This window comes from Ferribacterium limneticum (assembly GCF_020510585.1).
Classification (GTDB): Bacteria; Pseudomonadota; Gammaproteobacteria; order Burkholderiales; family Rhodocyclaceae; genus Azonexus.
This window is the reverse complement of the sequence record NZ_CP075190.1, coordinates 349,901-370,635: the sequence shown is the minus strand read 5'-3', so window position 1 is coordinate 370,635 and position 20,735 is coordinate 349,901. Positions and strand designations below refer to the sequence as shown.

The following is a 20,735-nucleotide window of genomic DNA, read 5'->3' as shown; positions in this document are numbered from 1 at the left end:
ATTACGTTATCCACTACACGACAGGAATCGACTCATGACACGTCCGTTCAAGGTTCTCGGCATCCAGCAAATCGCCATCGGCGGCCCTTCCAAGGAAAAATTGCGCACCCTGTGGGTCGAAAAATTCGGCCTGGAAATCACCAGCACCTTCGTTTCCGAGCGCGAAAACGTCGACGAAGATATCTGCGCCATGGGCACCGGCCCGTTCAAGGTTGAAGTGGACCTCATGCAGCCGCTCGACCCGGAAAAGAAGCCGGCCGTGCATGCCACACCGCTCAACCACGTCGGCCTGTGGATCGACGACCTGCCCAAGGCTGTCGAATGGCTGTCGGCCAACGGCGTACGTTTTGCCCCGGGCGGCATCCGCAAGGGCGCGGCCGGTTTCGACATCACCTTCCTGCATCCGAAGGGCAATGATGAATTCCCGATTGGCGGCGAAGGCGTGCTGATCGAACTCGTTCAGGCGCCGCCGGAAGTCGTCTCGGCCTTCGCCAAGCTGGCCGCCCAATAAGTCAAAATGGCTGACATCCCCGAGCACGAACTCGAGGGAACCCGCGCCGCGCTCGCCCCCACGCTGGAGGCAACCGCGGCGATCCTGCCCTGGGTGGCCACACCCAGAAAGGCGCGCTTCGATCCGAAGCTCAATGAGCGCTGGATTGCTGCCGGCAAACGGCTTGCCATGGCGTGGTCCGAGCGCCATGGCGCCGGCGCCGACGATATTCGACCGGCCATTTTCGGGCTCTACGCCATCGCCATCGAAACCGCCGATGCCAACTGCCTGCGTCTCGGCGAATCACTGGCCAGCGCTGCCGACCGTCTCGAAGAAAATGTTCTGCCGCCTCGCCTGATTGCCGCCATGAGCGCCGCCATCGAATGCCTGAGTGAAGCCGAGGGCCTTGAGCACCCTGCCTTCCCCGAGCGCTCCGGCCACTTCGCCGGACGCCTCGAGGCATGCGCCAAGGCGACGAACGCCGACGAGCGCTCGGCCGTTCTCGACCAACTATTCGTCGATGAAGCCAGCGAGCAAATCCAGTTGATGCACGATGCCCTGGCCGCCCTGCCGCCGGATGCCTACGCCCTGACCACGGAAGCGCTCAAGCTGGCCCAACAGGCCGAACTGCTCGAAATTTGGGGCGTCATGCATCTCGCTCGACAGCTATCCGACTGCATCAACCGGAATGCTGCCGACCTCGATAGCCCCGCCGTCCGCCTGGAAGTGCAAAACCGGCTCGAAGCACTCGGCACCACCATTGCTACGGTCAACCGGTAATTTCGGCCAAAATTGAAATGTCGTCAGCGCGCACCGCTGACGGCGCGTAGCTGTTCGCCGACGGCACGGGCTTGAAGCTTCGCTTCTTCCGCCTCGTACTCAACCAAGGCCAGCGTTACCAGATTGGCCACCGCCTGGGCAAACAGCCCGTGTGCCGACGTCCACGGTTGACGCGAGCCAACCTGCTCGAGACAGAGCACGCCCTGCAACTCGCCGCGAATGTGAATTGGGGTATCAAGCATGGCCGTCACGCCATGATGGGGCAGGTAATCGGCAGCAAATTCGGCGGTCAATGGATGCTTGTAGGCATCGTCAGCCGCAATGCAGCTACCGGCCCGCAATGCCTGGAAGTAGAACGGATACTGGCGGGCATGGATACGCTGATCTTTACTGTGGCGCCGTGGCGACAGCTCGAACAGGTCAAGGCAAAGCAGTTCCTGATGCTGGTTGGTGAGCGCCCAGATGCTGACGCGCTCGACACCGGACATCTGCGCCGCCGACTCGGTCAGGATGCTCAGCATCATGTCGAGCGGCGCCTCCTTGAAATAGGCGCCGCGCGACAGGCTGGCAATGCCTTCCTGCAGCTCCAGCGGTGACATCAGGGTTCTGCTGAAACCCGGATTGACCATGTTTTCCATAAAATTCCGACTGACCTGGCCCCGAGCGGGGCAAATATTCAAGTCCGAATTTTAAGAAAGCCAGCCAACTCCGCCTGTGAAATCCTCCACACCTGACAAAAGTAATAGTCAGGTCATGACGATTATTCGGGCCCGGGTGTCGTCTTGAAAATGAAAGCGGCCCGATGGATATCGGTGATCCACACCAGGCCGTCACCATAATGGCCGGTCTTCGCCACCTCGGTAATACGCTCGAAGATGGCCTCGGCCACCTCATCCGGCGCGACGATTTCGACGCGCACCTTGGGCGTGTAATCGGTCAGTTCGTCCTTGATCTTGGTCCGCGCCGGCACATGGCGCGACGGGGCGCTGCAACCCTCCACCTTGGTCACCGTCATGCCGGGAAAACCGGGCAGCAGCACCAGGGCGTCGCGCAAATCCGCCAGTTTGTTGGGGCGAATGACAGCCTTGATTTCTTTCATGCTTCGACCTCTTCATCGTCAAACCAGCGGTAAATGGTGGGCAAAACGAGCAGCGTCAGCAGGGTACAGGTAATCAGGCCACCAATCACCACGATGGCCAGCGGACGCTGCACCTCGGAACCCGGCCCGCTCGAAAACAGGAAGGGAATCAGGCCGAGCATGGCGACGGTCGCCGTCATCATGACCGGCCGGAAACGCAGCGTGGCGCCCTCGACCACCGCGTCGCGCACACTGCGTCCCTGGTCGCGCAGCCCCCGGATGTAGGACACCAGCACGACGCCGTTGAGCACCGCGATACCCCACAGCGCAATGAACCCCACCGAGGCTGGCACCGACAGGTATTCGCCGCTGACGAAGAGGCCGATGATGCCGCCAATGGAAGCAAAAGGCAGGACGGTGATGATCAGCGTGGCGAAACGCAGGGAATTGAAGAGCAGGAAGAGCAGGAAGAAAATCGCCGCGATGGTGATCGGGATGATGATCTTCAGGTGCCCGAGCGCCCGCTCCATGTTCTGGAACTGACCGCCCCACTCCAGATAATAGCCGTCCGGCAACTTGATCTGGCCATCTACCTTCTGCTGCAACTCGGCGACGAAACTGCCGAGGTCGCGATCCTTGACGTTGACGCCGACGACGATACGCCGCTTGCCCAGCTCGCGCGAAATCTGCGCCGGGCCATCCATGACGCTGATTTTCGCCACGTCGGCCAAGCGCGCCTGGGCACCATTGCGCGAAGTGATCAGGATGTTCGAAATCGCCTCGACGTTGTTGCGGAAGCTTTCCGGCAAACGCACCACTCCCGGGAAGCGCCGTTCGCCCTCGAAAATCTCGGTCGCCACCTTGCCGCCGACCGCTGTTTCTAGCAGGTCATTAACATCGGAAACGTTCAGCCCAAGCCGGGCGATGGCCTGCCGGTCGATTTCAATGGACAAATACTGCTGCCCGCTGATCCGCTCGATGCGCAAATCCTGCGCCCCCTGCAAGGTCTGGGCGACCTTGCCGATCTGGCCGGCAATCTTCTTCAATTGATCAAGATCGTCGCCAAAGACCTTGACGGCAATGTCGGAGCGCACACCGGTAACCATTTCATCGACACGATCGGAAATCGGCTGGGCCATGACCACCTGCACACCCGGCAGCACCTTCAGTTTCTCGCGCATGGCGTCCTGAATGTCCTCCTGCGTCCAGCCGGAAGGCCATTCGCTACGGGGTTTCAGGCTGACGATGGGGGTCGACTCGTTCGGCCCCTGCGGGTCGGCCGGCGATTCGCCGCGACCAACACCGGACACCGCCGACCTGACACCCGGCACCTGCATGACCAGGCGCATGGCCTCCATTTCCATCTTGATCGACTCGTCGAGCGAGATGTTGGGCACCCGATTGATACCCGGCACAACCGAACCTTCCTTCATTTCCGGAATGAAGGCCGTGCCCAGGAAAGGCAGCGTACCCACCGTCAGAATAAAGGCGCCGACGGCCAGAATCACCGTCTTGCGCTCGTTGCCCAGGGTCCAGTGCAGCATCTTGAGGTAGCGGCGCTTCATGGCGGCGATCAGCTTGGTGTCGTGGTCACCATCGTGGGCCGGCGGCTTGAGCAGGTAGGTCGACATCACCGGCGTCAGCGTCATCGACAACACCAGCGAAATGGCCAGGGCAATGGCAATCGTGTAGGCCAGCGGCGCAAACATCTTGCCCTCCATGCCCTGCAAGGTCATCAGCGGCAGGAAGACGAGAATGATGATGCCAACGCCGAAGATGACTGGCGTCGCCACCTCGACCACGGCGCGCAGGATGACCCGCAACTGGCTCTCGCCGCTCTTGGCATGACGGCCAAGTTGCAGGTAGGCGTTTTCAACGACGACCACCGAACCGTCGACCATCAGGCCGATGGCGATGGCCAGACCACCCAGCGACATCAGATTGGCCGAAATACCCAGCTTGTTCATCGCCATGAAGGTCAGCAACGGCGTCAGGACCAGCGTACCAACGACGATCAGCGAGGAGCGGACATCGCCGAGGAACAGAAAGAGCACAACGACAACCAGCGCGACGCCTTCGAGCAGCACTTTGGTCACCGTCCACAAGGCTGCATCGACCAGCTCCGAACGGTCGTAATACGGGGCGATCTTCAGGCCATCGGGCAGCATGCCCTTGCGGTTGATTTCCTCGACCCGCGCCTTGACCCGGCTGACCACCTCCTTGGCGTTGCCGCCGGCGATCATCATGACCACGCCGCCGACCGCCTCGGTCGTCCCGTTCTTGATCACGGCGCCCTGGCGGACATCGTGACCGATCTGCACGTCAGCCACATCGCGCACGTAAACCGGCACGCCATCCTTTTCCTTGAGCACGATGGCGCGCAGGTCTTCGAGATCGCGCACCAGCCCGACGCCGCGGATCAGGTATTGCTCAGCGTATTGCGGCAAGACACCGCCACCGGCATTGGCATTGTTACGACCGACCGCCTGATAGACGTCGGCGACGCTGAGCCCGAAGTGGCGCAGCTTGTCGGGATTGACCAGCACCTGATACTGCTTGGCGTAGCCGCCCTGTGAATTGATCTCGGCGACTCCCGGAATCGAGCGCAACAAGGGGCGCACCACCCAGTCCTGGGCGACGCGGCGCTTCATCAACTCGTCCACGCTCAGGGTCCGGTCACCGTCATCGGGCCGCTCCAGCGTGTATTGATAGACTTCACCAAGACCGGTCGATACCGGCCCAAGCACCGGCGTAATCCCTGCCGGCAGGCGCGAACCGACTTCAAGCAGGCGTTCCATGACAAGTTGGCGGGCGAAATAGACATCCGTCTTGTCGTTGAAAACCAGCGTGATCAGCGACAGGCCCGGCTTGTTCAGCGAGCGCATCTCCTCCAGCCCAGGCAGGCCGGTCATCGCCACCTCAAGCGGCACCGTGGCAAAACGCTCGACCTCTTCCGGCGAACGGCCGGTGGCTTCGGTAGCGATCTGGACCTGAACGTTGGTCACATCGGGGAAGGCATCGACCGACAGCTTCCGCGCCGCATCGAGCCCGAAAAAGAAAAGGACGGTGGCGATCACCGCGACGATCAGGCGCTGCTTGAGCGCCCCACGGACGAGGGACTCGATCACGATCCCTCCATTTCCTTGCGATTACGCTCGTTGTTCAGGTGAAAAGCGCCGTCGACCACGAGTTTTTCCCCGCCTTTGAGACCTGACAAAACAACACGCACCCCACCCTGTTCGGGACCCAGTTTGACCTTGGCCAAACGGAAGGCGCCATCGCCCTCGGCGATAAAAACGTTGTCCTCGTCATTTTCACGAACGATGGCGCTGGCTGGCACGACCAGCCGCTCGACCGGCTTGGCTTCGATCAGCATCGAAGCCAGCATGGCCGGTTTGAGGCGGCCATCGCGGTTATCCAGTTCGGTGCGAACCAAGACCGTGCGCGTCTCCGGGTCGATGGTCTGACCGACAAAAATCAGCTTGCCGACGAGCTTTTCATGGCCCAGCGCGGGCACTTCGATACTCACCGACTGTCCGGTCTTGACCTGACTGACCTGCTGTTCCGGCACCTGCGCCACGGCCCACAGGCGCGACAGATCGGCGACGACAAACAAGGAATCGGCCGGTTGCACAACCTGTCCCTGCGCCAACTTGCGTTCAACGACGACGCCATTCAAGGTCGCCACGACCGGCGTCACGGAATTGACCTCGCCCTGCTTGCCCAGACGATCAATGGCCGCCGTGCTGACGCCCAGCAACTGCAACTGATCGCTGGCCGCCCGGGTTTCCGCCTTCGAAATCTGGTATTCGCTTTCCCGGCGCTGCAGTTCGGCCGCACCGATCACGTCAGCCTCAAACAAGGCCTTGGCGCGTTCGGCATTGCGCCGATTCAGCTCGAGCTGAGCCCGTGCCTTGAGATAAGCCAGTTGCTGGCTGGACAATTCACTGCTGTTCAACTTGGCGAGAATTTCACCCTTTTTGACACTCTGACCAAGCAGGGCGTCGATATCCGTTACCCGGCCCGTCACCGTGGCACCAATGCGGGCGAGACGTTGCTCGTCAAAATCGATACGTCCGCTGACGCGCAACGTTTCGGCCACGGGCTGAGTGCTGACCGCGCTCAACTTGAGCTGATCGAGCAGTTCCGGCGAGGGCGTGACGCTCAAGGGATCGCGCACCTGCTGCGCAGCCGATTTGTCATTCTCCTGATTGCAGCCGGCCAGTGTTGCTACGGTCAACAGCAAAAATAGGGCTTTTTTCATTATTCTTTTCCTCCGGGGATTGCCCGTAGTCGTTCAATTTCTACCCAGGCCGAAGCCAGTTCATAGCGAGCCGTAATCAGCTCGGCGCGCGCGGCGCGGAAAACCCGCTGCGCATCGAGCACTTCGAGAAAGCCACGTTCGCCAAAACGATAGGCGGCCTCCGCCACCTTCACCGCCGCTTCGGCCTGCATGAGAATGCCGGACTCCAGCGCGACGACCTGAGCCTGGGCAATTTCATATTGCTGGAAGGCTATTTCAAGCTGCTGGGCCAGGGAAAACTCCTGTGCTGCCAACTCATGGCGGGCCCGCGACAACTGCGCCGAGGCTTCGCCCACCGGGCCGCTACGGCGGTCCCACAAAGGAATAGACACGACAACACCGAGCTTGTTGGCGCGCGTATCGGGATCCTCTTCCATACCCGCTTTCAGGGCCACATTGGGCCAGCGTTGGCGACGTTCGAGATCAAGCAGATGCTGGGCACGCACCATTTCGGAGCGCGCACGCGCCAAATCCGGGCTGGTTTCGGCCAATTGTTTGCGCAAGCCATCCAGCGGGGGCAGTTCCGGAACGTCCCGCAAGCGGCCGCTCAGCGTAAAGTCGTTGGGCAAGGCTCCGCCTACACTCTGGCGCAATTGCGAACGCGCCTGCTCACCGCGAAAACCGGCCGCCTGGGCGATTTTCTGAACGTTCAGCAACTCGGCGTCAGCCTTGATCAACTCGAAGCGCGGAGCCTCGCCGGTTTCGACACGCAACGCGATACGCGAGCGCACACTCTCCATGGCCGCCAGATCTTCACGCGTATTGCTCAGCTCAACATCGCGCCGCAAGACCTCAAAATAACGCAGGCGCAGGCGGGCCAGCGTATCTGCCTCAAAGGCCCTGACCGCTGCCGTCGTCGACTCCAGACCGGCCTCCGCCGCACCAATCCGCGCCGCCCGCCGCCACGGCATATCGAGCGGCTGAGTCAGCGTAACGCTACGTGCGTCGCCGGTATTGCCGCCGACGCCGCGGCTGCGCGACGTCCCTCCGAGATATTCCAGTTCGGGATTGGGAAAGGCGCCGGCGCTATCAACCGCATAGCGCGCCGCTGTAATCTGGTCGCGCGCCGACAGCACGGCGCGACTCGACGACAAGGCCAGCGCCTCCAGTTTCGGCAGATCGAATTCGGGCTGCGCGACGGCCAGCGTCGCGCCCATGCCCAAAGCGAAAGCGAGTATTTTTGTGCATTGCATCATAAAATTTACTTAGCAAACCGCGTGCCATTGGCTGGCTACGGTCAACGGCCTCCCAAGGCAGCAATGCGTTCTTCAAGCGGCGGATGCGTCGAGAACAACGCCATCCAGCTGCTACCGCCAGCGATGCCCGAGGCAGCCATGTTCTGCGGCAGCGGCTCGGTGTGCAGGTTGCCCAGGCGACGCAGCGCGTTTTGCATCGGCACCGGCGAGCCCATCAGGCCCGATGCACCGGCATCGGCGCGGAATTCGCGCTGACGCGAGAACCAGGCGACGATGATGCTGGCGAGCAGGCCGAAGACAACTTCGCAGATCATGCTGGTCACCATGTAGCCGATGCCCGGGCCGGTGTTTTCGCTGTCGCCGCGGCGCAGGAAGCCATCGACCAGGTAGCCGACGATGCGCGACAGGAAGACGACGAAGGTATTCACCACGCCCTGGATCAAGGTCAGTGTCACCATGTCGCCGTTGGCGATGTGGGCGACTTCGTGAGCCAGGACGGCTTCCGCCTCGTCACGCGTCATGCCCTGCAACAAGCCGGTCGATACGGCGACCAGCGAGTTGTTCTTGGTGGCGCCTGTGGCGAAGGCATTCGGCTCACCGTCGTAGATGGCGACTTCCGGCATCGGCAGGTTGGCCCGCTTGGCCAGCTTGGCGACGGTGTCGACCAGCCACATCTCCGTCGACGAACTCGGCGCTTCGATGACCCGGGCGCCAGTGCTCCACTTGGCCATGGTCTTCGACATGAGCAGCGAAATGAAGGCTCCACCGAAGCCGATCACGGCGGCGAAGACAAACAGCATGCCGACATTGAGACCGTTGGCCGTCAGGTATTTATTGACGCCCAGCACGCTGGTCGCCACGCTGAGAACCAGCATGACGGCAAGGTTAGTGGCGAGAAAAAGGACAATGCGTTTCATGATCAACTCCTCGAAAGAGAAACAGGCGGATGTTATTGCATTGCAACAAACCAAAAAACAGGAGCAAAATGGAAATACCCTTCGATTTTTCCTGCAGAACCCATGACCCCAATCAACTACAAACACCTGCATTACTTCTGGGTCGTCGCCCAGGAAGGCAGCATTACCCGGGCAGCTGAACGCCTGGGCGTTGCCGTTCAGACCATCAGCGGCCAGCTTTCGTTGCTTGAACGGCAACTCGGCAAGGCCTTGTTTAACAGCCAGGGTCGTGGCTTGGTACTGAGCGAGGCCGGGCGCGTGGCACAAGGTTACGCCGACCAGATCTTTCAGCTCGGCGAGGCGCTGGCCGAGGCTGTCGAAGGCGTTGGCAGCGAGTCCACACTTCGTCTGCGCGCCGGAATTTCCGATGGAATCCCCAAACTTCTGGCTTACCGCCTGCTATCCACCGTGACCAGCATGCCGGCCGATGTCCGCCTGATTTGCGACGAAGGCGAATTCGAAACCCTGCTCGCTGACCTCGCCCTGCACCGCCTCGATGTCGTGCTGACCGACCGGGCCGCTCCGGTCAGCGCCAATCTCAAGGTATTCAGCACGCCGCTCGGCGAATTCGCCACCGGACTGTTCGCGACGCAGGAGCTGGCCGAGCAGTACCGCCAGGATTTCCCGAAAAGTCTGGACGGCGCGCCGCTGCTCCTGCCCACCCGCCACAATGCGCTGCGGGGCCGCATCGACCGTTGGCTGGAGAACTCGAACATTCACCCGAAAATCGTTGGCGAATTCGAGGATAGTGCCTTGCTGACGACCTTCGGGCGCGGCGGGCTGGGCATTTTCCCTGCCCCGCTGGCGCTCGCCGAGCAGGTCGCCAGCCAGTTGCAAGCCGTGCCGCTCGGTGCCATGAACGGGGTCAGCGAACACATCTACGCCATCTCCAACGAGCGGCGCATCCGCCACCCGGCCGTCGAGGCGCTTTGCGCCGCGGCGCCGCAAGTCGTGATTGAGCCAAGGGTATAATTTCCACCCCCCAACGCAAAACAAAGTCCAAAACCAATGTCGCTGTTCCGCAAGACCACCCTTCTCGCCCTAAGTTTAGCTTTCGCCGCCCAGGCGATGGCCCAGCAATTGCCCGTCCCCCCGTCTCTGGCCGCCAAATCCTGGCTGCTGCTGGAACTGGGCTCAAATCAGGTGTTGACCGCAGAAAAATCCGACGAGCGCCTGGAACCGGCTTCGCTGACCAAGCTCATGACGGCTTACCTGACTTTCGCCGCCCTGCACAAGAAAACGCTGGCACTAGAGCAGCCGCTGCCGGTCTCCGAAAAAGCCTGGCGCACCGGCGGTTCGAAGATGTTCATTCGCGTCGATACGCAGGTGCCGGTCGAAGACCTGATCAAGGGCATGATCGTCCAGTCCGGCAACGACGCCTGCGTCACGCTGGCCGAAGGCATCGCCGGCAGCGAGGAAAACTTTGCGCAGATGATGAACCGCGAGGCGCAACGTCTGGGCATGAATGCATCGAGCTTCCGCAACTCGACCGGCCTGCCCGACCCGGAGCACTACACCACGGCACGCGACCTTTCGTTGCTGGCCAGCGCCCTGATCCGCGACTTCCCCGAGGAGTACAAGAAGTATTACTCGATGAAGGAATACACCTATAACGGCATCACCCAGCCCAACCGCAACCGCCTGCTCTACATCGACCCCACCGTCGATGGCGTCAAGACTGGCCACACCGAAGCCGCCGGCTACTGCCTGATTTCCTCCGCCCTGCGCGACAAGCGCCGTCTGCTTTCCGTCGTCCTCGGCACCGTTTCGGACAGCGCACGGGCCAGCGAATCGCAGAAACTACTCAACTGGGGCTACATTTCCTACGATTCCGTGACGCTCTACGCCAAGGATCAGGCGGTTGCCACGCTGCGTGCCTGGAAGGGCGCCCAGAGCGAGGTCAAGGCCGGCTTTGCCAACGACCTGTCGATTGCCGTGCCCAAGGGTTACGCCGAGAAGGTCAAGAGCGATTTCGTCGCCGAGCCACGCCTGATCGCACCGATCGCGGTTGGCCAGAAACTTGGCGTGCTAAAAGTTAGCATCGACGGCAAGGTTTATGGCGAATATCCGGTCGTTGCCCTTGAAAATGTGCCACTTGGCAACATCTTCATTCGTATCCTCGACACCATTCGACTCTGGTTCAACTAAACCCATGACGCCCTACGTCGCCGATCCCGTTTACCTGAACGGCCAGTTCAAGCCGCTGGCCGAGGCGGGCATTTCGCCGCTCGACCGCGGCTTTCTCTACGGCGACGGCGTCTATGAAGTAATCCCGGTCTATTCGCGCCGGGTGTTCCGTGTCGATGAACATCTGAAACGTCTGCAGGCGACGCTGGACGGCATCAAGCTGGCCAATCCGCTGACGGCTGACGGCTGGAAGGCCGTTGTTCTCAAGCTGATCGAAACCGCGCCCTGGGACGACCAGTCGATCTACCTGCAAGTCACGCGTGGCGCCGACGACAAGCGTGACCACGCCTTTCCACCGGCCAGCGTGCCGCCGACCGCTTTCGCCTTTTCTTCACCGCTGGTGACGACGCCAGCGGAAGTGCGGGCCAAGGGCGTCGCGGCGATCACCGTACCCGACCTGCGCTGGTCGCGCTGCGACTTGAAAGTCATCTCCCTGCTCGCCAACGTACTGGCCCGCCAGCAGGCTGTCGAGCAAGGCTGCGCCGAAGCGCTGCTGATTCGCGACGGCTTCATGAAGGAAGGCGCGGCGTCAAACATCTTCATCGTCAAGGACGGCGTGCTGTGCGCGCCACCCAAGACGCAGCTCATGCTGCCGGGCATTACCTACGACGTCATCCTCGAATTGGCCGAGTTCCACGGTCAACCGGTAAAAATCGCCGAAATTGAAGAAACTGAACTTCGTGCCGCCGACGAGGTCTGGATGACCTCATCGACAAAAGAAATCCTGGCGATCACCACACTCGACGGCCAACCAATCGGCACCGGCCAGCCCGGCCCGCTCGGCAAGCAGATGTGGCAGTGGTACCAGGACTTCAAGAACACCGTAATGCGCAAAGGCTGAAATGGCATCGTACAAGGACACTCTCCTCGAATTCCCCTGTGAATTTCCGCTCAAGATCATGGGCAAGGCTGACGACAGTCTGGCTCAGGTCGTCCTCGACATCGTCACCGTACACGCCCCGGACTTCGACGGCGCAACGATGGAAATGCGCGCCAGTTCGGGCGGCAACTACGTCAGCCTGACGTGCACCGTGATTGCCACGTCCAAACCGCAACTCGATGCGCTATACACCGACCTTAGCGGCCATCCGATGATCAAGGTCGTGCTGTAAGTGCCTCCTGTTGTTAAACGCCTGGGCCAGGTCGACTATGCGCCGACCTTCCAGGCCATGCAGGATTTCACCGCCAGCCGCACGGCCGAAACGCCGGACGAGATCTGGATCGTCGAGCATCCGCCGGTGTACACCCTCGGACAAGCGGGCAAGCCGGAACACGTCCTCAAGGATGTCGGCATCCCCATCGTCAAAATCGACCGTGGCGGCCAGGTCACCTACCACGGCCCCGGCCAGGTCGTGATCTACCTGCTGCTTGACCTCGCTCGCCTGAAAATCAAGGTGCGCGAACTGGTCAGCGCCATCGAACAGGCTGTCATCAACCTGCTGGCCAAGCATGGCGTCACCGCCGAACGCCGCGACGGCGCTCCCGGCGTCTATGTCGGCGAGGCCAAGATCGCCGCCCTCGGCCTGCGCATCCGCAATGGCTGCTCGTACCACGGCGTCTCGCTGAACGTCGACATGGATCTTTCCCCCTTTGCCGCGATCAATCCCTGCGGCTATGCCGGGCTGAAGGTCATCCAGACCACAGACCTGAACATCCCGCTCACCGCTCACGAGGCCGGCGAGCAACTCTCTCAACACTTGCTACAGCAACTGGACAAACAACATGGCTGAAAAAGGCGTCAAGCAAAAAGGCGAACTCAAAACCGCGCGCATCCCCATCAAGATCGTGCCGGTCGACACCCCGCTACGCAAACCCGAGTGGATACGCGTCAAGGCCGGCAACAGTGCCGGCCGCTTCGGCGAAATCAAGACCATGCTGCGCGAAAAGAAGCTGCACACCGTCTGCGAAGAAGCCGCCTGCCCGAATATCGGCGAGTGCTTCGGCCGCGGCACGGCGACCTTCATGATCCTCGGCGACATCTGCACGCGACGTTGCCCGTTCTGTGACGTCGGCCATGGTCAACCCCTGCCGCCCAACCCGGACGAACCGCGCGAACTGGCCGAATCAGTGGCCACGCTCAAGCTGCGTTACGTCGTGATCACCAGCGTCGACCGCGACGACCTGCGCGACGGAGGCGCCCAGCACTTCGTCGACGTCATCAGCAATGTCCGCAAACTGTCGCCGACGACCACCGTCGAGACGCTGGTCCCCGACTTCCGCGGCCGCATGGAAGTCGCCCTCGACGTCCTCGGCGGCGCCCTGCCCGACGTGCTGAACCACAACATGGAAACGGTGCCCCGCCTCTACAAACAAGCCCGCCCTGGTGCCGACTACACGCACTCGCTCGAATTCCTCAAGCAGTTCAAGGCCCGCTATCCGAACGTCAAGACAAAATCCGGCCTGATGGTTGGCCTCGGCGAAACTGACGAGGAAATCCTCGACGTCATGCGCGACCTGCGTGCCCATGATGTCGAAATGCTGACCATCGGCCAGTATCTGGCGCCGTCCGGCCACCACCTGCCGGTCACCCGCTACGTTCATCCCGACACCTTCAAGATGTACGAAGAAGAAGCCAAGAAAATGGGCTTCACCGGCGCCGCCTGTGCGCCGATGGTCAGATCCAGCTACTGGGCCGACGAGCAGGCGCACAGCGCTGGCGTCGCCTGAACTCCAACCAACCGGAAGACTTCCACGGTCAACGGGAAAAAACGGCCAAGAACAAAATGCCCGGCAGGTGATGCCGGGCATTTTTCATGGCTGAAGGCTTATTGCACTCCGGGCGGTGGCGGCGGAGGTGCGCCCGGTGGCGGTGGCGGCAGACCGGCATCGCTGGAACGCACCGCGCGCGGGTAAGCCATGCTGGCTGGCACGGGCACGCGGTGCCCCTTGCTGTACATGCACTGGATGTAGGCATTGTCGTATTGACGCTGGGTGCCGACACCCGAGGCGCGTGCCGTATCGGCGCCGGTTGCGCTGCCGAGCAGCAAACCAACGCCAGCGCCGGTCGCCGCACCACGACCGTCACCACCAATCGCCGCGCCGGCCACAGCACCAACGGCGGCACCGACGGCGGCGCTGGTCACCGCAGACTCCCTGGCAGCCTCGCCAGCGGTCTTGCCGCCAATCTGAATGTGGGCATATTGCCGGCAGTACATGTCATCTGCCCGGAAACTTTCGATAGTCTGCCCTGTGCCCGGCAAAACCATCACGCTGGGCCCGGTCGGCAAAACCGTACAGGCACCGAGAAACAATGCTCCGCCGAGCAAACTCAAACGAGGAACAAGTGTCTTGTTTTCAGCCATGATTCATTTCTCCGGTTGTGGCAGAACCTTCTGCCAACCACCTGGACATTCCTTGACGTAAGGGTAATAGCCCTGCGCGCTCTTGCAGAAATACCAGTATTGCTGACCGGCGTCAGGTGCCGGAGCCGGCTCCTGCGCCTGTTCGATATAGACCGGTGGTTGCGGCGCCGGAACAACCACCACCTGCGGAGGATAGTAGTAAGGCGACGGATACCACATCGGCCCCCACAACACCGGGCCACCAATGTACACGCCAACACGACCCCGCGGACCATGTGCCGAGGCGCTCGACGCCATCCCGGCCATCACCACAGCCAACACGACCATCAGGATTTTTGCCGCTTTCATGGGGAACTCCAACCTTCCTTGACCACAATTAAACGATAGTCAATTTTAGGCCGGACCGGCGATTAAATTTGCTACAAGTTGTAAGTGGAATGCCGGGCAGCCTCAGTCGTCGCGGGCGATCAGTTCATCGCGTCGGCGGCGCAGGCCCTCCGGCATCTTTAGCGTCGTCCGGTCCCAGCCCTCAAGCGCCAGGATGTCCACCATGCACGTCTCCATTAGCACATGCGCCCGCATTGTCGCCTCGGCGATGGCTTTATGGACTTGGTGATCGCTTCCCGGATCGACTTCGCAGGCATTCTGATAACGGTGCAGTTGGCGCAGGCTGCGCAATTGCACCGCCACCTGCGCCGGGCAGGCGCACATGTAGATCGCACCTTCCTCGATGATCTGCGACAACTCCTCATCGGTAAATTGCTTTTGCAGAATCATCGTCGCTCCCTTAGAGCAGTTTGAGGCGTTTCGCGGCGTCGCGCAGCTCGCCCCGGAAATTCGGATGGGCGATACCGATCAGCGCTTCAGTGCGCTGCTTGGCTGTCTTGCCACGCAGTTGGGCGACACCGAATTCAGTAACGACATAGTTGATGTCGTTCTTGCTGGTCGACACGTGGGTACCTGGCGACAAAGTCGGCACGATGCGCGAAATGGTGTCGTCCTTGGCCGTCGACGGCAGCACGATGAAGGCCTTGCCGCCATTCGAGCGGTTGGCGGCACGGACGAAGTCGGACTGGCCGCCGGTCCCCGAGTAGGGAATCGGCCCCAGGCTTTCCGAGCCGCACTGGCCGAGGAAATCGATCTGCATCGTCGCGTTGATGGCGTGCAGGTTGTCGTTCTGGCCGGCCAGATAGGGATCGTTGGTGAAATCGACCGGGTGCATTTCGAGCGCCGGGTTGCGGTGCATGAACTGGTAGAGCTTCTTCGAGCCGAGCGCGAAGGTCGCCAGCATCTTGCCGTGATGGTAGTTTTTCTTGCGATTGGTCACGACACCGGCTTCGACCAGCGACATGATGCCGTCGCCGACCATTTCGGTATGAATGCCGAGATCGTGCTTGTCGGTCAGCTGCATGACCACCGCGTCGGGAATGCCGCCGTAGCCGATCTGCAGCGTGGCGCCATCCGGAATCATCTCGGCAACGTATTTGCCGATGGCTTCCTGGACCGGGCCGATCTTCGGCAGGCCAACTTCGAGAATCGGTTCATCACTCTCGCAGAGCGCGGCAACCTGGGAAATATGAATGTGGCAGTCGCCGTTGGCGAAGGGCACGTTCGGATTGACTTCAAGGACGACGACGCGTGCCCGGTCAACGGCGGCCATCGTGTAATCGGCAGCCAGCGACAACGAGAAGAAACCATGCTCGTCCATCGGCGAGGCCATCGTGAACACGACATCAGCCGGCATCAGGCCACGGTTGAGCAGCGACGGCATTTCCGAGAAATAGGCCGGTATGAAATCGACCCAGCCATCCTTGCCGCCCGGACGGGTAGCGCCACTGTAGAAATAGGCGGTGTGACGGACATGCTCAACGGTTTCCGGGTCCAGATAACCAAACTTGCGCACTGCCAGAATCTGCGAAACCTGCACATCGCGGAAATCGCGACGCGCCTCCGACAACGCGGCCAGCAGACTGGGCGGTTCGCCAACAGCGGTCGGAACAACGATTGTGTCGCCATTCTTGACGACGCGAATAGCATCGGCAGCGGACATGCGTTTTTGTTGGTACAGAGCCTGGACGGACATGCGCTATCTCCTGAAATTATTTTGGCAAAACGTTAATCCTCGCATGGCGGTCAGACCCTTACACTGACCAGAATCAAACCTCCATGCGTATTGCATTGCAGCAATCACAGCTTGCGATTACTGCCGGCGACCATGCGAATTTCAAACAAGCGGCACTCGAGCGGACCGTTGAACAGCGGCGTCTTGCGGCTCGGCTTGAGCCCGACCAGTTTAGGCAAACGCAGGTCGGCTGTGAAGAAGAAACAGTTCCAGCCGGCCCAGTGTTTTTTCAGGGCGGAACCGAGTTCCGGGTAGAAGGCAGCCAGTTCATCCTGCTCGCCAATGCGCTCGCCGTAGGGCGGGTTGGTGACGAGGATGCCATGGTCGGTGAGCGGTTGCGTTTCGAGCAGATCGCCCTGATCGACCGTGACAACGCCGCCAAAACCGGCTTCCTGCAGGTTACGCCGGGTGGCACGCACAGCCTTGTCGTCGATGTCGTAGCCGCGGATGTCCATCGGCTCGGCCGGCTTGACACGCGCTTCGGCGGCCTGGCGGATGTTCGCCCAGTTGAGTGCCTCGAAATTGCGCAGCATCTCGAAGGCGAAACCGCGGTCCAGGCCGGGCGCGCGGTCGAGCGCCATCTGCACGGCTTCGAGCAGGAAGGTACCGCTGCCGCACATCGGGTCGACCAGCGGTGTGCCGGGCTGCCAGCCGGTGATTTTGAGGATGCCGGCCGCCAGGTTTTCCTTGAGCGGCGCATCGACGCTGGCCTTGCGGAAACCGCGCTGCCACAGCGGTTGGCCGGAGGTATCGAGGTACAGCGTGCACTCGTTTTCGGACAGGAAGACATGAATGCTGACATCCGGGTTACGCGTCTCGATGTTCGGCCGGTCGCCGCGGTCCTCGCGGAAGCGGTCGCAGACGGCATCCTTGACGCGCAGCGTGACGAAATCGAGCGACTTGAGCGGGCACTTGATGGCTGTCGTCACGACGCGCATGGTGCGCGTCACGTCAAAATGGTTCGGCCACAACTGGCGGACGGCCAGCCGGTAGATATCCTCTTCCTTCTGGTATGGCCCCTTGACGATATGCCAGAGAATGCGGGTGGCGAGGCGCGATTCGAGATTGGCGCGGTAGCAGACCGACCAGTCGCCGGTGAAAAATACGCCGCCGTGCGTCGTCCGCAGATCTTCGCCGCCGACGCCACGAAGCTCCTCGAGCAGATGTTCTTCCAGCCCGCGCGGGCAGATTGCGAAATAAGTGCTCATGTCAGAATGGTTTCAGGACGACAAGGAAAAGGACAATCAGCAGGACAACGACCGGCAGTTCGTTATAGAAACGGTACCAGATGTGGGTTTTCTTGTTGCCGCCGCCCTGGAACTGCTTGAGCACCCGGCCGCAATGCCAGTGGTAAACGGCGAGCACGGCGACCAATGTAGTCTTGACATGAATCCAGCCACCAAGAGCAATCTGGTTGGCATAAACAATCCACAGCCAGAAACCGGTCAGCACGGCCAGAATCCCGAGTGGCGTCATGAACTTGTACAGTTTGCCGGCCATCAGCAGCAGGCGGTCGCGCTCGGCGACGCTGTCGGCCGGCACCATGGCCAGATTGACAAAAATGCGCGGCAGGTAGAACAGGCCGGCAAACCACGAAATGACCATCCAGATATGCAGAGTCTTGACGACGAGCATGCGTTTCTCCTAGTTGGCAGCCAGCTTGGCTGCTTTCGCCTCGGCGATCCCGACATCAACCGTCGGGTATGCAAGACGCAGTTTTAATTCTGTTTTCAGGCGTTTGTTGCCAATACGCCGCGATTCACGCATGAAGGACATCTGCACCGGCGACAACGCTCTCGCCGCTTCCTGCCGCGAAATGCGCGGCGGGCGCGGCAACGCGAAGGCATCGGCGACCCGGTCGAAATACTCGGCCATCTTCAGGTCGGAATCATCAACGACATTGTAGACGCGGTTGGCGCCGCCATGACGCAGCGCGGCGATACAGGCAGCCGCCAGGTCGTCGGCATGGATGTGGTTGGTGTAGCCGTCATCGGCCGCGCAGAGTGCCGGAAGGGCCTTGTTCAGGCGATCGAGCGGCAGGCGGTCGGCGGCGTAGATGCCCGGGGCGCGCAGGATGGAGACCTTGACGCCGCTCCGCTCGCCCCACTGGCGCAGGCAAGTTTCGGCATCGACCCGGCGGCCGGCGCGGGAACTCTCCGGATTCAGGCGGCGCGTTTCGTCAATCTGCGCCCCGCCACAGTCGCCATAAACCCCCGTCGTGCTTACGTAAACCAGACGTCGTGGTAGACTTTTGCTCTTGCCCAAGGCGGCCAGCAGGTTGCGGGTACGCGTGTCGTGACGGCCTTCGCCGGGCGGTGGCGCCAGATGCAAGACGTAGTCGGCCAGTCCGGCGACGCGCTGCAGGCTGCCCCGGTCGTCGAGATCGGCCAGCACCGGCTGCGCCCCCGCATCGCGCCATTCGGCCGCCCGGCTGGCATTGCGCAGCAGGGCATAGACGCGAGCATTGGGGACAATGCGGGAGAGGATGCGGCGGGCAACGTCCCCGCTGCCGACAATCAGGATTTTTTGCACGCCGGCATTGTAGCCGACGACCAAGGGGAAATTATGAGCTACCAGATCACCGTCCAGCCGAGCGGCCGCGCCTTCAGCGCCGAAGCCGGCGAGACCCTGCTTGACGCCGGGCTGCGCCAGGGCCTGATTCTGCCGTACGGCTGCAAGGATGGCGCCTGCGGCGCCTGCAAGGGCAAGGTCGTCAGCGGCACGGTTGACCACGGCAAGGCGCAAACTCACGCCCTGACCGACGATGAAAAGGCCGCCGGCATGACCTTGTTTTGCTGCGCCAGCGCCCAGACCGACCTGGTCATCGAGTGCAAGCAACTGGCCCTGGCCAGCGACATTCCGGTCAAGACGCTGCCTTCGCGCATCGAGAAGCTCGACAAGCTGGCGCCGGATGTCATCGAAATGCATCTGCGCCTGCCGGCCAATGAACGTTTTGAGTTTCTCGCCGGTCAGTACATCGACATCCTGCTCAAGGACGGCAAGAAGCGCAGCTACTCGCTGGCCAGTGCGCCGCGCGATGAAAACATGCTGGAACTGCATATCCGTCACGTTCCCGGCGGCCTGTTCACCGAGCAGGTTTTCTCGACCTTGAAGGTCCGTGACATCCTGCGTTTCAACGGCCCGCATGGCAGCTTCTACCTGCGCGAAGATTCGTCGAAACCGATGATCCTGCTCGCCGGCGGCACCGGCTTCGCGCCGGTCAAGTCCATCATCGAACACGCCATCGCCAAGGGCATCACTCGACCGATGTTCATCTACTGGGGCGCCAAGGCGCGCGTCGATCTGTACCAGAATACGCTGCCGGAAAAATGGGCGGCCGACCACGCCAACATCAGCTACATTCCGGTCCTCACCGAGCCGGCGGCCGGCGACGAGTGGACCGGTCGCACCGGCTTCGTGCACCAGGCCGTGCTGGCTGACTTCCCCGATCTTTCCGGCTACCAGGTCTATGCCTGCGGGTCGCCGGTGATGATCGAGGCGGCCAAACGCGATTTCGCGGCACAAGGCTTGCCGGAAGAAGAATTCTTCGCCGACGCCTTCACCTTTTCGACGACTTGAATTTTGGCCGTTATTTCCGGTTGACCGTGGCAAGCCCGGTTAACCGGAAAATCACCTGAATCAACGCTGCCAGGCGCAGCCCTTGAGTACCTGGCCGTTCAGCTCGACCGAAGCCGTCCACGCGAAGGCGCCATTGGCCTGGGCATCGCGACAAATGGTCTTGTCGAGGCGGACGGCCAGCTTGTAGTGGTCGCTGGCGCCGTCGTAGCGGCTGAGATTTCCTTCGCTTCGGAACTCCGTGTAAGGCAGGACGACCTCGGGCTTGCCGTAGCGTTGCAGGCGGACATGTTCGCCGCCGGCGACCAGCGCCCAGGCCGGATCGTTGCCGGCAGCGCGCCACGCTTCTTCCTTGCCGCCCGGCATCTGGCAACGCCCTTCGACACGCGCCATGTTGAAGGCCGAAGCCTTCAACGTCCCGTTGTCGAGTACGCCGAGCAGTTCGACGTAGAGCCGCTTGCCGGCATCCAGTCCGACGCTGTTGAGCACCCTGGTCACGCTGCCATCGGCCGAAACATCCTCGACATTGGCGTAGCTGCGGTCGCGGCAGGGCGAGAAAATCAGCCGGTCACCCTGCTTCATCATGAGCCCGTAGGCCATTTTTGGCGTGGCATCAACGGGCTTGGCCTCGTCGGCCTGAAGGGCAGCGGAGAGCAACAAAACGGCCAGCGCGGCAAGAGAATGGCGAAAGGTCATGGCAAGGCAATCCGGTGAAAGGCAGTGTCGGGCATTGTCACCCGTCCGC

The 20,735-nt window shown here is 61.5% G+C and carries 23 protein-coding genes; 9 read left to right on the top strand and 14 right to left on the bottom strand.

What is annotated here, in order from left to right; translation table 11 throughout:
* The first annotated feature begins 34 nt into the window (after positions 1-34).
* Both KI613_RS01720 and KI613_RS01715 read left to right on the top strand, forming a co-directional pair.
* Positions 35-511, top strand: a complete 477-nt coding sequence (locus KI613_RS01720; RefSeq protein ID WP_226403512.1) for a VOC family protein — start codon at positions 35-37, stop codon at positions 509-511.
* A gap of 6 nt (positions 512-517) precedes the next feature.
* On the top strand, positions 518-1,270 hold the full coding sequence (locus KI613_RS01715) for a hypothetical protein (RefSeq protein WP_226403511.1): 753 nt from the start codon (positions 518-520) through the stop codon (positions 1,268-1,270).
* Between the two features lie 23 nt (positions 1,271-1,293).
* Here KI613_RS01715 and KI613_RS01710 read toward each other — a convergent pair whose 3' ends face one another.
* From KI613_RS01710 to htpX, 6 genes are all read right to left on the bottom strand, one after another.
* Positions 1,294-1,869: a GAF domain-containing protein gene (locus KI613_RS01710; protein WP_226403510.1), complete on the bottom strand. Its 576-nt coding sequence runs from the start codon at positions 1,867-1,869 to the stop codon at positions 1,294-1,296.
* Positions 1,870-2,030: 161 nt separating this feature from the next.
* On the bottom strand, positions 2,031-2,369 hold the full coding sequence (locus KI613_RS01705) for a P-II family nitrogen regulator (protein ID WP_226403509.1): 339 nt from the start codon (positions 2,367-2,369) through the stop codon (positions 2,031-2,033).
* On the bottom strand, positions 2,366-5,476 hold the full coding sequence (locus KI613_RS01700; protein ID WP_226403508.1) for an efflux RND transporter permease subunit: 3,111 nt from the start codon (positions 5,474-5,476) through the stop codon (positions 2,366-2,368). The genes KI613_RS01705 and KI613_RS01700 overlap by 4 nt, the downstream gene beginning before the upstream one ends.
* Complete coding sequence (locus KI613_RS01695; protein WP_226403507.1) at positions 5,473-6,612, bottom strand: efflux RND transporter periplasmic adaptor subunit; 1,140 nt, start codon at positions 6,610-6,612, stop codon at positions 5,473-5,475. The genes KI613_RS01700 and KI613_RS01695 overlap by 4 nt, the downstream gene beginning before the upstream one ends.
* A complete protein-coding gene (locus KI613_RS01690; RefSeq protein WP_226403506.1) occupies positions 6,612-7,847 on the bottom strand; it encodes a TolC family protein in 1,236 nt (411 codons plus the stop codon). The genes KI613_RS01695 and KI613_RS01690 overlap by 1 nt, the downstream gene beginning before the upstream one ends.
* 41 nt (positions 7,848-7,888) lie before the next feature.
* A complete protein-coding gene (gene htpX, locus KI613_RS01685; protein ID WP_226403505.1) occupies positions 7,889-8,764 on the bottom strand; it encodes a protease HtpX in 876 nt (291 codons plus the stop codon).
* Between the two features lie 102 nt (positions 8,765-8,866).
* Here htpX and KI613_RS01680 point away from each other — a divergent pair, with 102 nt between their 5' ends.
* The 6 genes from KI613_RS01680 to lipA are packed head-to-tail and all read left to right on the top strand — an operon-like array spanning position 8,867 to position 13,657.
* Entirely contained in the window at positions 8,867-9,775 is a 909-nt protein-coding gene (locus KI613_RS01680; RefSeq protein ID WP_226403504.1) for a LysR family transcriptional regulator, read from the top strand.
* A gap of 36 nt (positions 9,776-9,811) precedes the next feature.
* Positions 9,812-10,951 carry a D-alanyl-D-alanine carboxypeptidase family protein gene (locus KI613_RS01675; protein WP_226403503.1) on the top strand — a complete coding sequence of 380 codons (1,140 nt, stop codon included), beginning with the start codon at positions 9,812-9,814 and terminating at the stop codon, positions 10,949-10,951.
* A gap of 4 nt (positions 10,952-10,955) precedes the next feature.
* Entirely contained in the window at positions 10,956-11,831 is an 876-nt protein-coding gene (locus tag KI613_RS01670; RefSeq protein ID WP_226403502.1) for a D-amino acid aminotransferase, read from the top strand.
* Position 11,832: 1 nt separating this feature from the next.
* Positions 11,833-12,102 carry a YbeD family protein gene (locus KI613_RS01665; RefSeq protein ID WP_226403501.1) on the top strand — a complete coding sequence of 90 codons (270 nt, stop codon included), beginning with the start codon at positions 11,833-11,835 and terminating at the stop codon, positions 12,100-12,102.
* Positions 12,103-12,720: a lipoyl(octanoyl) transferase LipB gene (lipB, locus tag KI613_RS01660; protein ID WP_226403500.1), complete on the top strand. Its 618-nt coding sequence runs from the start codon at positions 12,103-12,105 to the stop codon at positions 12,718-12,720.
* The gene (gene lipA, locus KI613_RS01655; RefSeq protein WP_226403499.1) at positions 12,713-13,657 is read left to right on the top strand and encodes a lipoyl synthase; all 945 of its coding nucleotides are present in this window, start codon (positions 12,713-12,715) and stop codon (positions 13,655-13,657) included. The genes lipB and lipA overlap by 8 nt, the downstream gene beginning before the upstream one ends.
* A gap of 98 nt (positions 13,658-13,755) precedes the next feature.
* On the opposite strand, the gene KI613_RS01650 is transcribed toward lipA, so the two are convergent.
* The 7 genes from KI613_RS01650 to KI613_RS01620 all read right to left on the bottom strand — a co-directional run bounded on the left by KI613_RS01650 (position 13,756) and on the right by KI613_RS01620 (position 18,946).
* The gene (locus tag KI613_RS01650) at positions 13,756-14,292 is read right to left on the bottom strand and encodes a YMGG-like glycine zipper-containing protein (protein WP_226403498.1); all 537 of its coding nucleotides are present in this window, start codon (positions 14,290-14,292) and stop codon (positions 13,756-13,758) included.
* Positions 14,293-14,295: 3 nt separating this feature from the next.
* Positions 14,296-14,640 (bottom strand): hypothetical protein, encoded by a 345-nt coding sequence (locus KI613_RS01645; RefSeq protein WP_226403497.1) that lies wholly within the window; start codon positions 14,638-14,640, stop codon positions 14,296-14,298.
* Positions 14,641-14,742: 102 nt separating this feature from the next.
* Entirely contained in the window at positions 14,743-15,069 is a 327-nt protein-coding gene (locus KI613_RS01640) for a hypothetical protein (RefSeq protein WP_226403496.1), read from the bottom strand.
* 10 nt (positions 15,070-15,079) lie between these two features.
* On the bottom strand, positions 15,080-16,375 hold the full coding sequence (locus KI613_RS01635; RefSeq protein ID WP_226403495.1) for an acetyl-CoA hydrolase/transferase family protein: 1,296 nt from the start codon (positions 16,373-16,375) through the stop codon (positions 15,080-15,082).
* A gap of 104 nt (positions 16,376-16,479) precedes the next feature.
* Positions 16,480-17,622 (bottom strand): THUMP domain-containing class I SAM-dependent RNA methyltransferase, encoded by a 1,143-nt coding sequence (locus KI613_RS01630; protein WP_226403494.1) that lies wholly within the window; start codon positions 17,620-17,622, stop codon positions 16,480-16,482.
* A gap of 1 nt (position 17,623) precedes the next feature.
* Positions 17,624-18,049, bottom strand: coding sequence for a CopD family protein (locus KI613_RS01625; RefSeq protein WP_226403493.1), 426 nt, complete (start codon positions 18,047-18,049; stop codon positions 17,624-17,626).
* A gap of 9 nt (positions 18,050-18,058) precedes the next feature.
* On the bottom strand, positions 18,059-18,946 hold the full coding sequence (locus KI613_RS01620; protein WP_226403492.1) for an SDR family oxidoreductase: 888 nt from the start codon (positions 18,944-18,946) through the stop codon (positions 18,059-18,061).
* A 33-nt stretch (positions 18,947-18,979) separates the two neighbouring features.
* Here KI613_RS01620 and KI613_RS01615 point away from each other — a divergent pair, with 33 nt between their 5' ends.
* Complete coding sequence (locus KI613_RS01615; RefSeq protein ID WP_226403491.1) at positions 18,980-19,993, top strand: CDP-6-deoxy-delta-3,4-glucoseen reductase; 1,014 nt, start codon at positions 18,980-18,982, stop codon at positions 19,991-19,993.
* Between the two features lie 60 nt (positions 19,994-20,053).
* Here the strand turns inward: KI613_RS01615 and KI613_RS01610 are convergent, their stop codons facing one another.
* The gene (locus tag KI613_RS01610) at positions 20,054-20,686 is read right to left on the bottom strand and encodes a COG3650 family protein (protein ID WP_226403490.1); all 633 of its coding nucleotides are present in this window, start codon (positions 20,684-20,686) and stop codon (positions 20,054-20,056) included.
* Positions 20,687-20,735 lie beyond the last annotated feature (49 nt).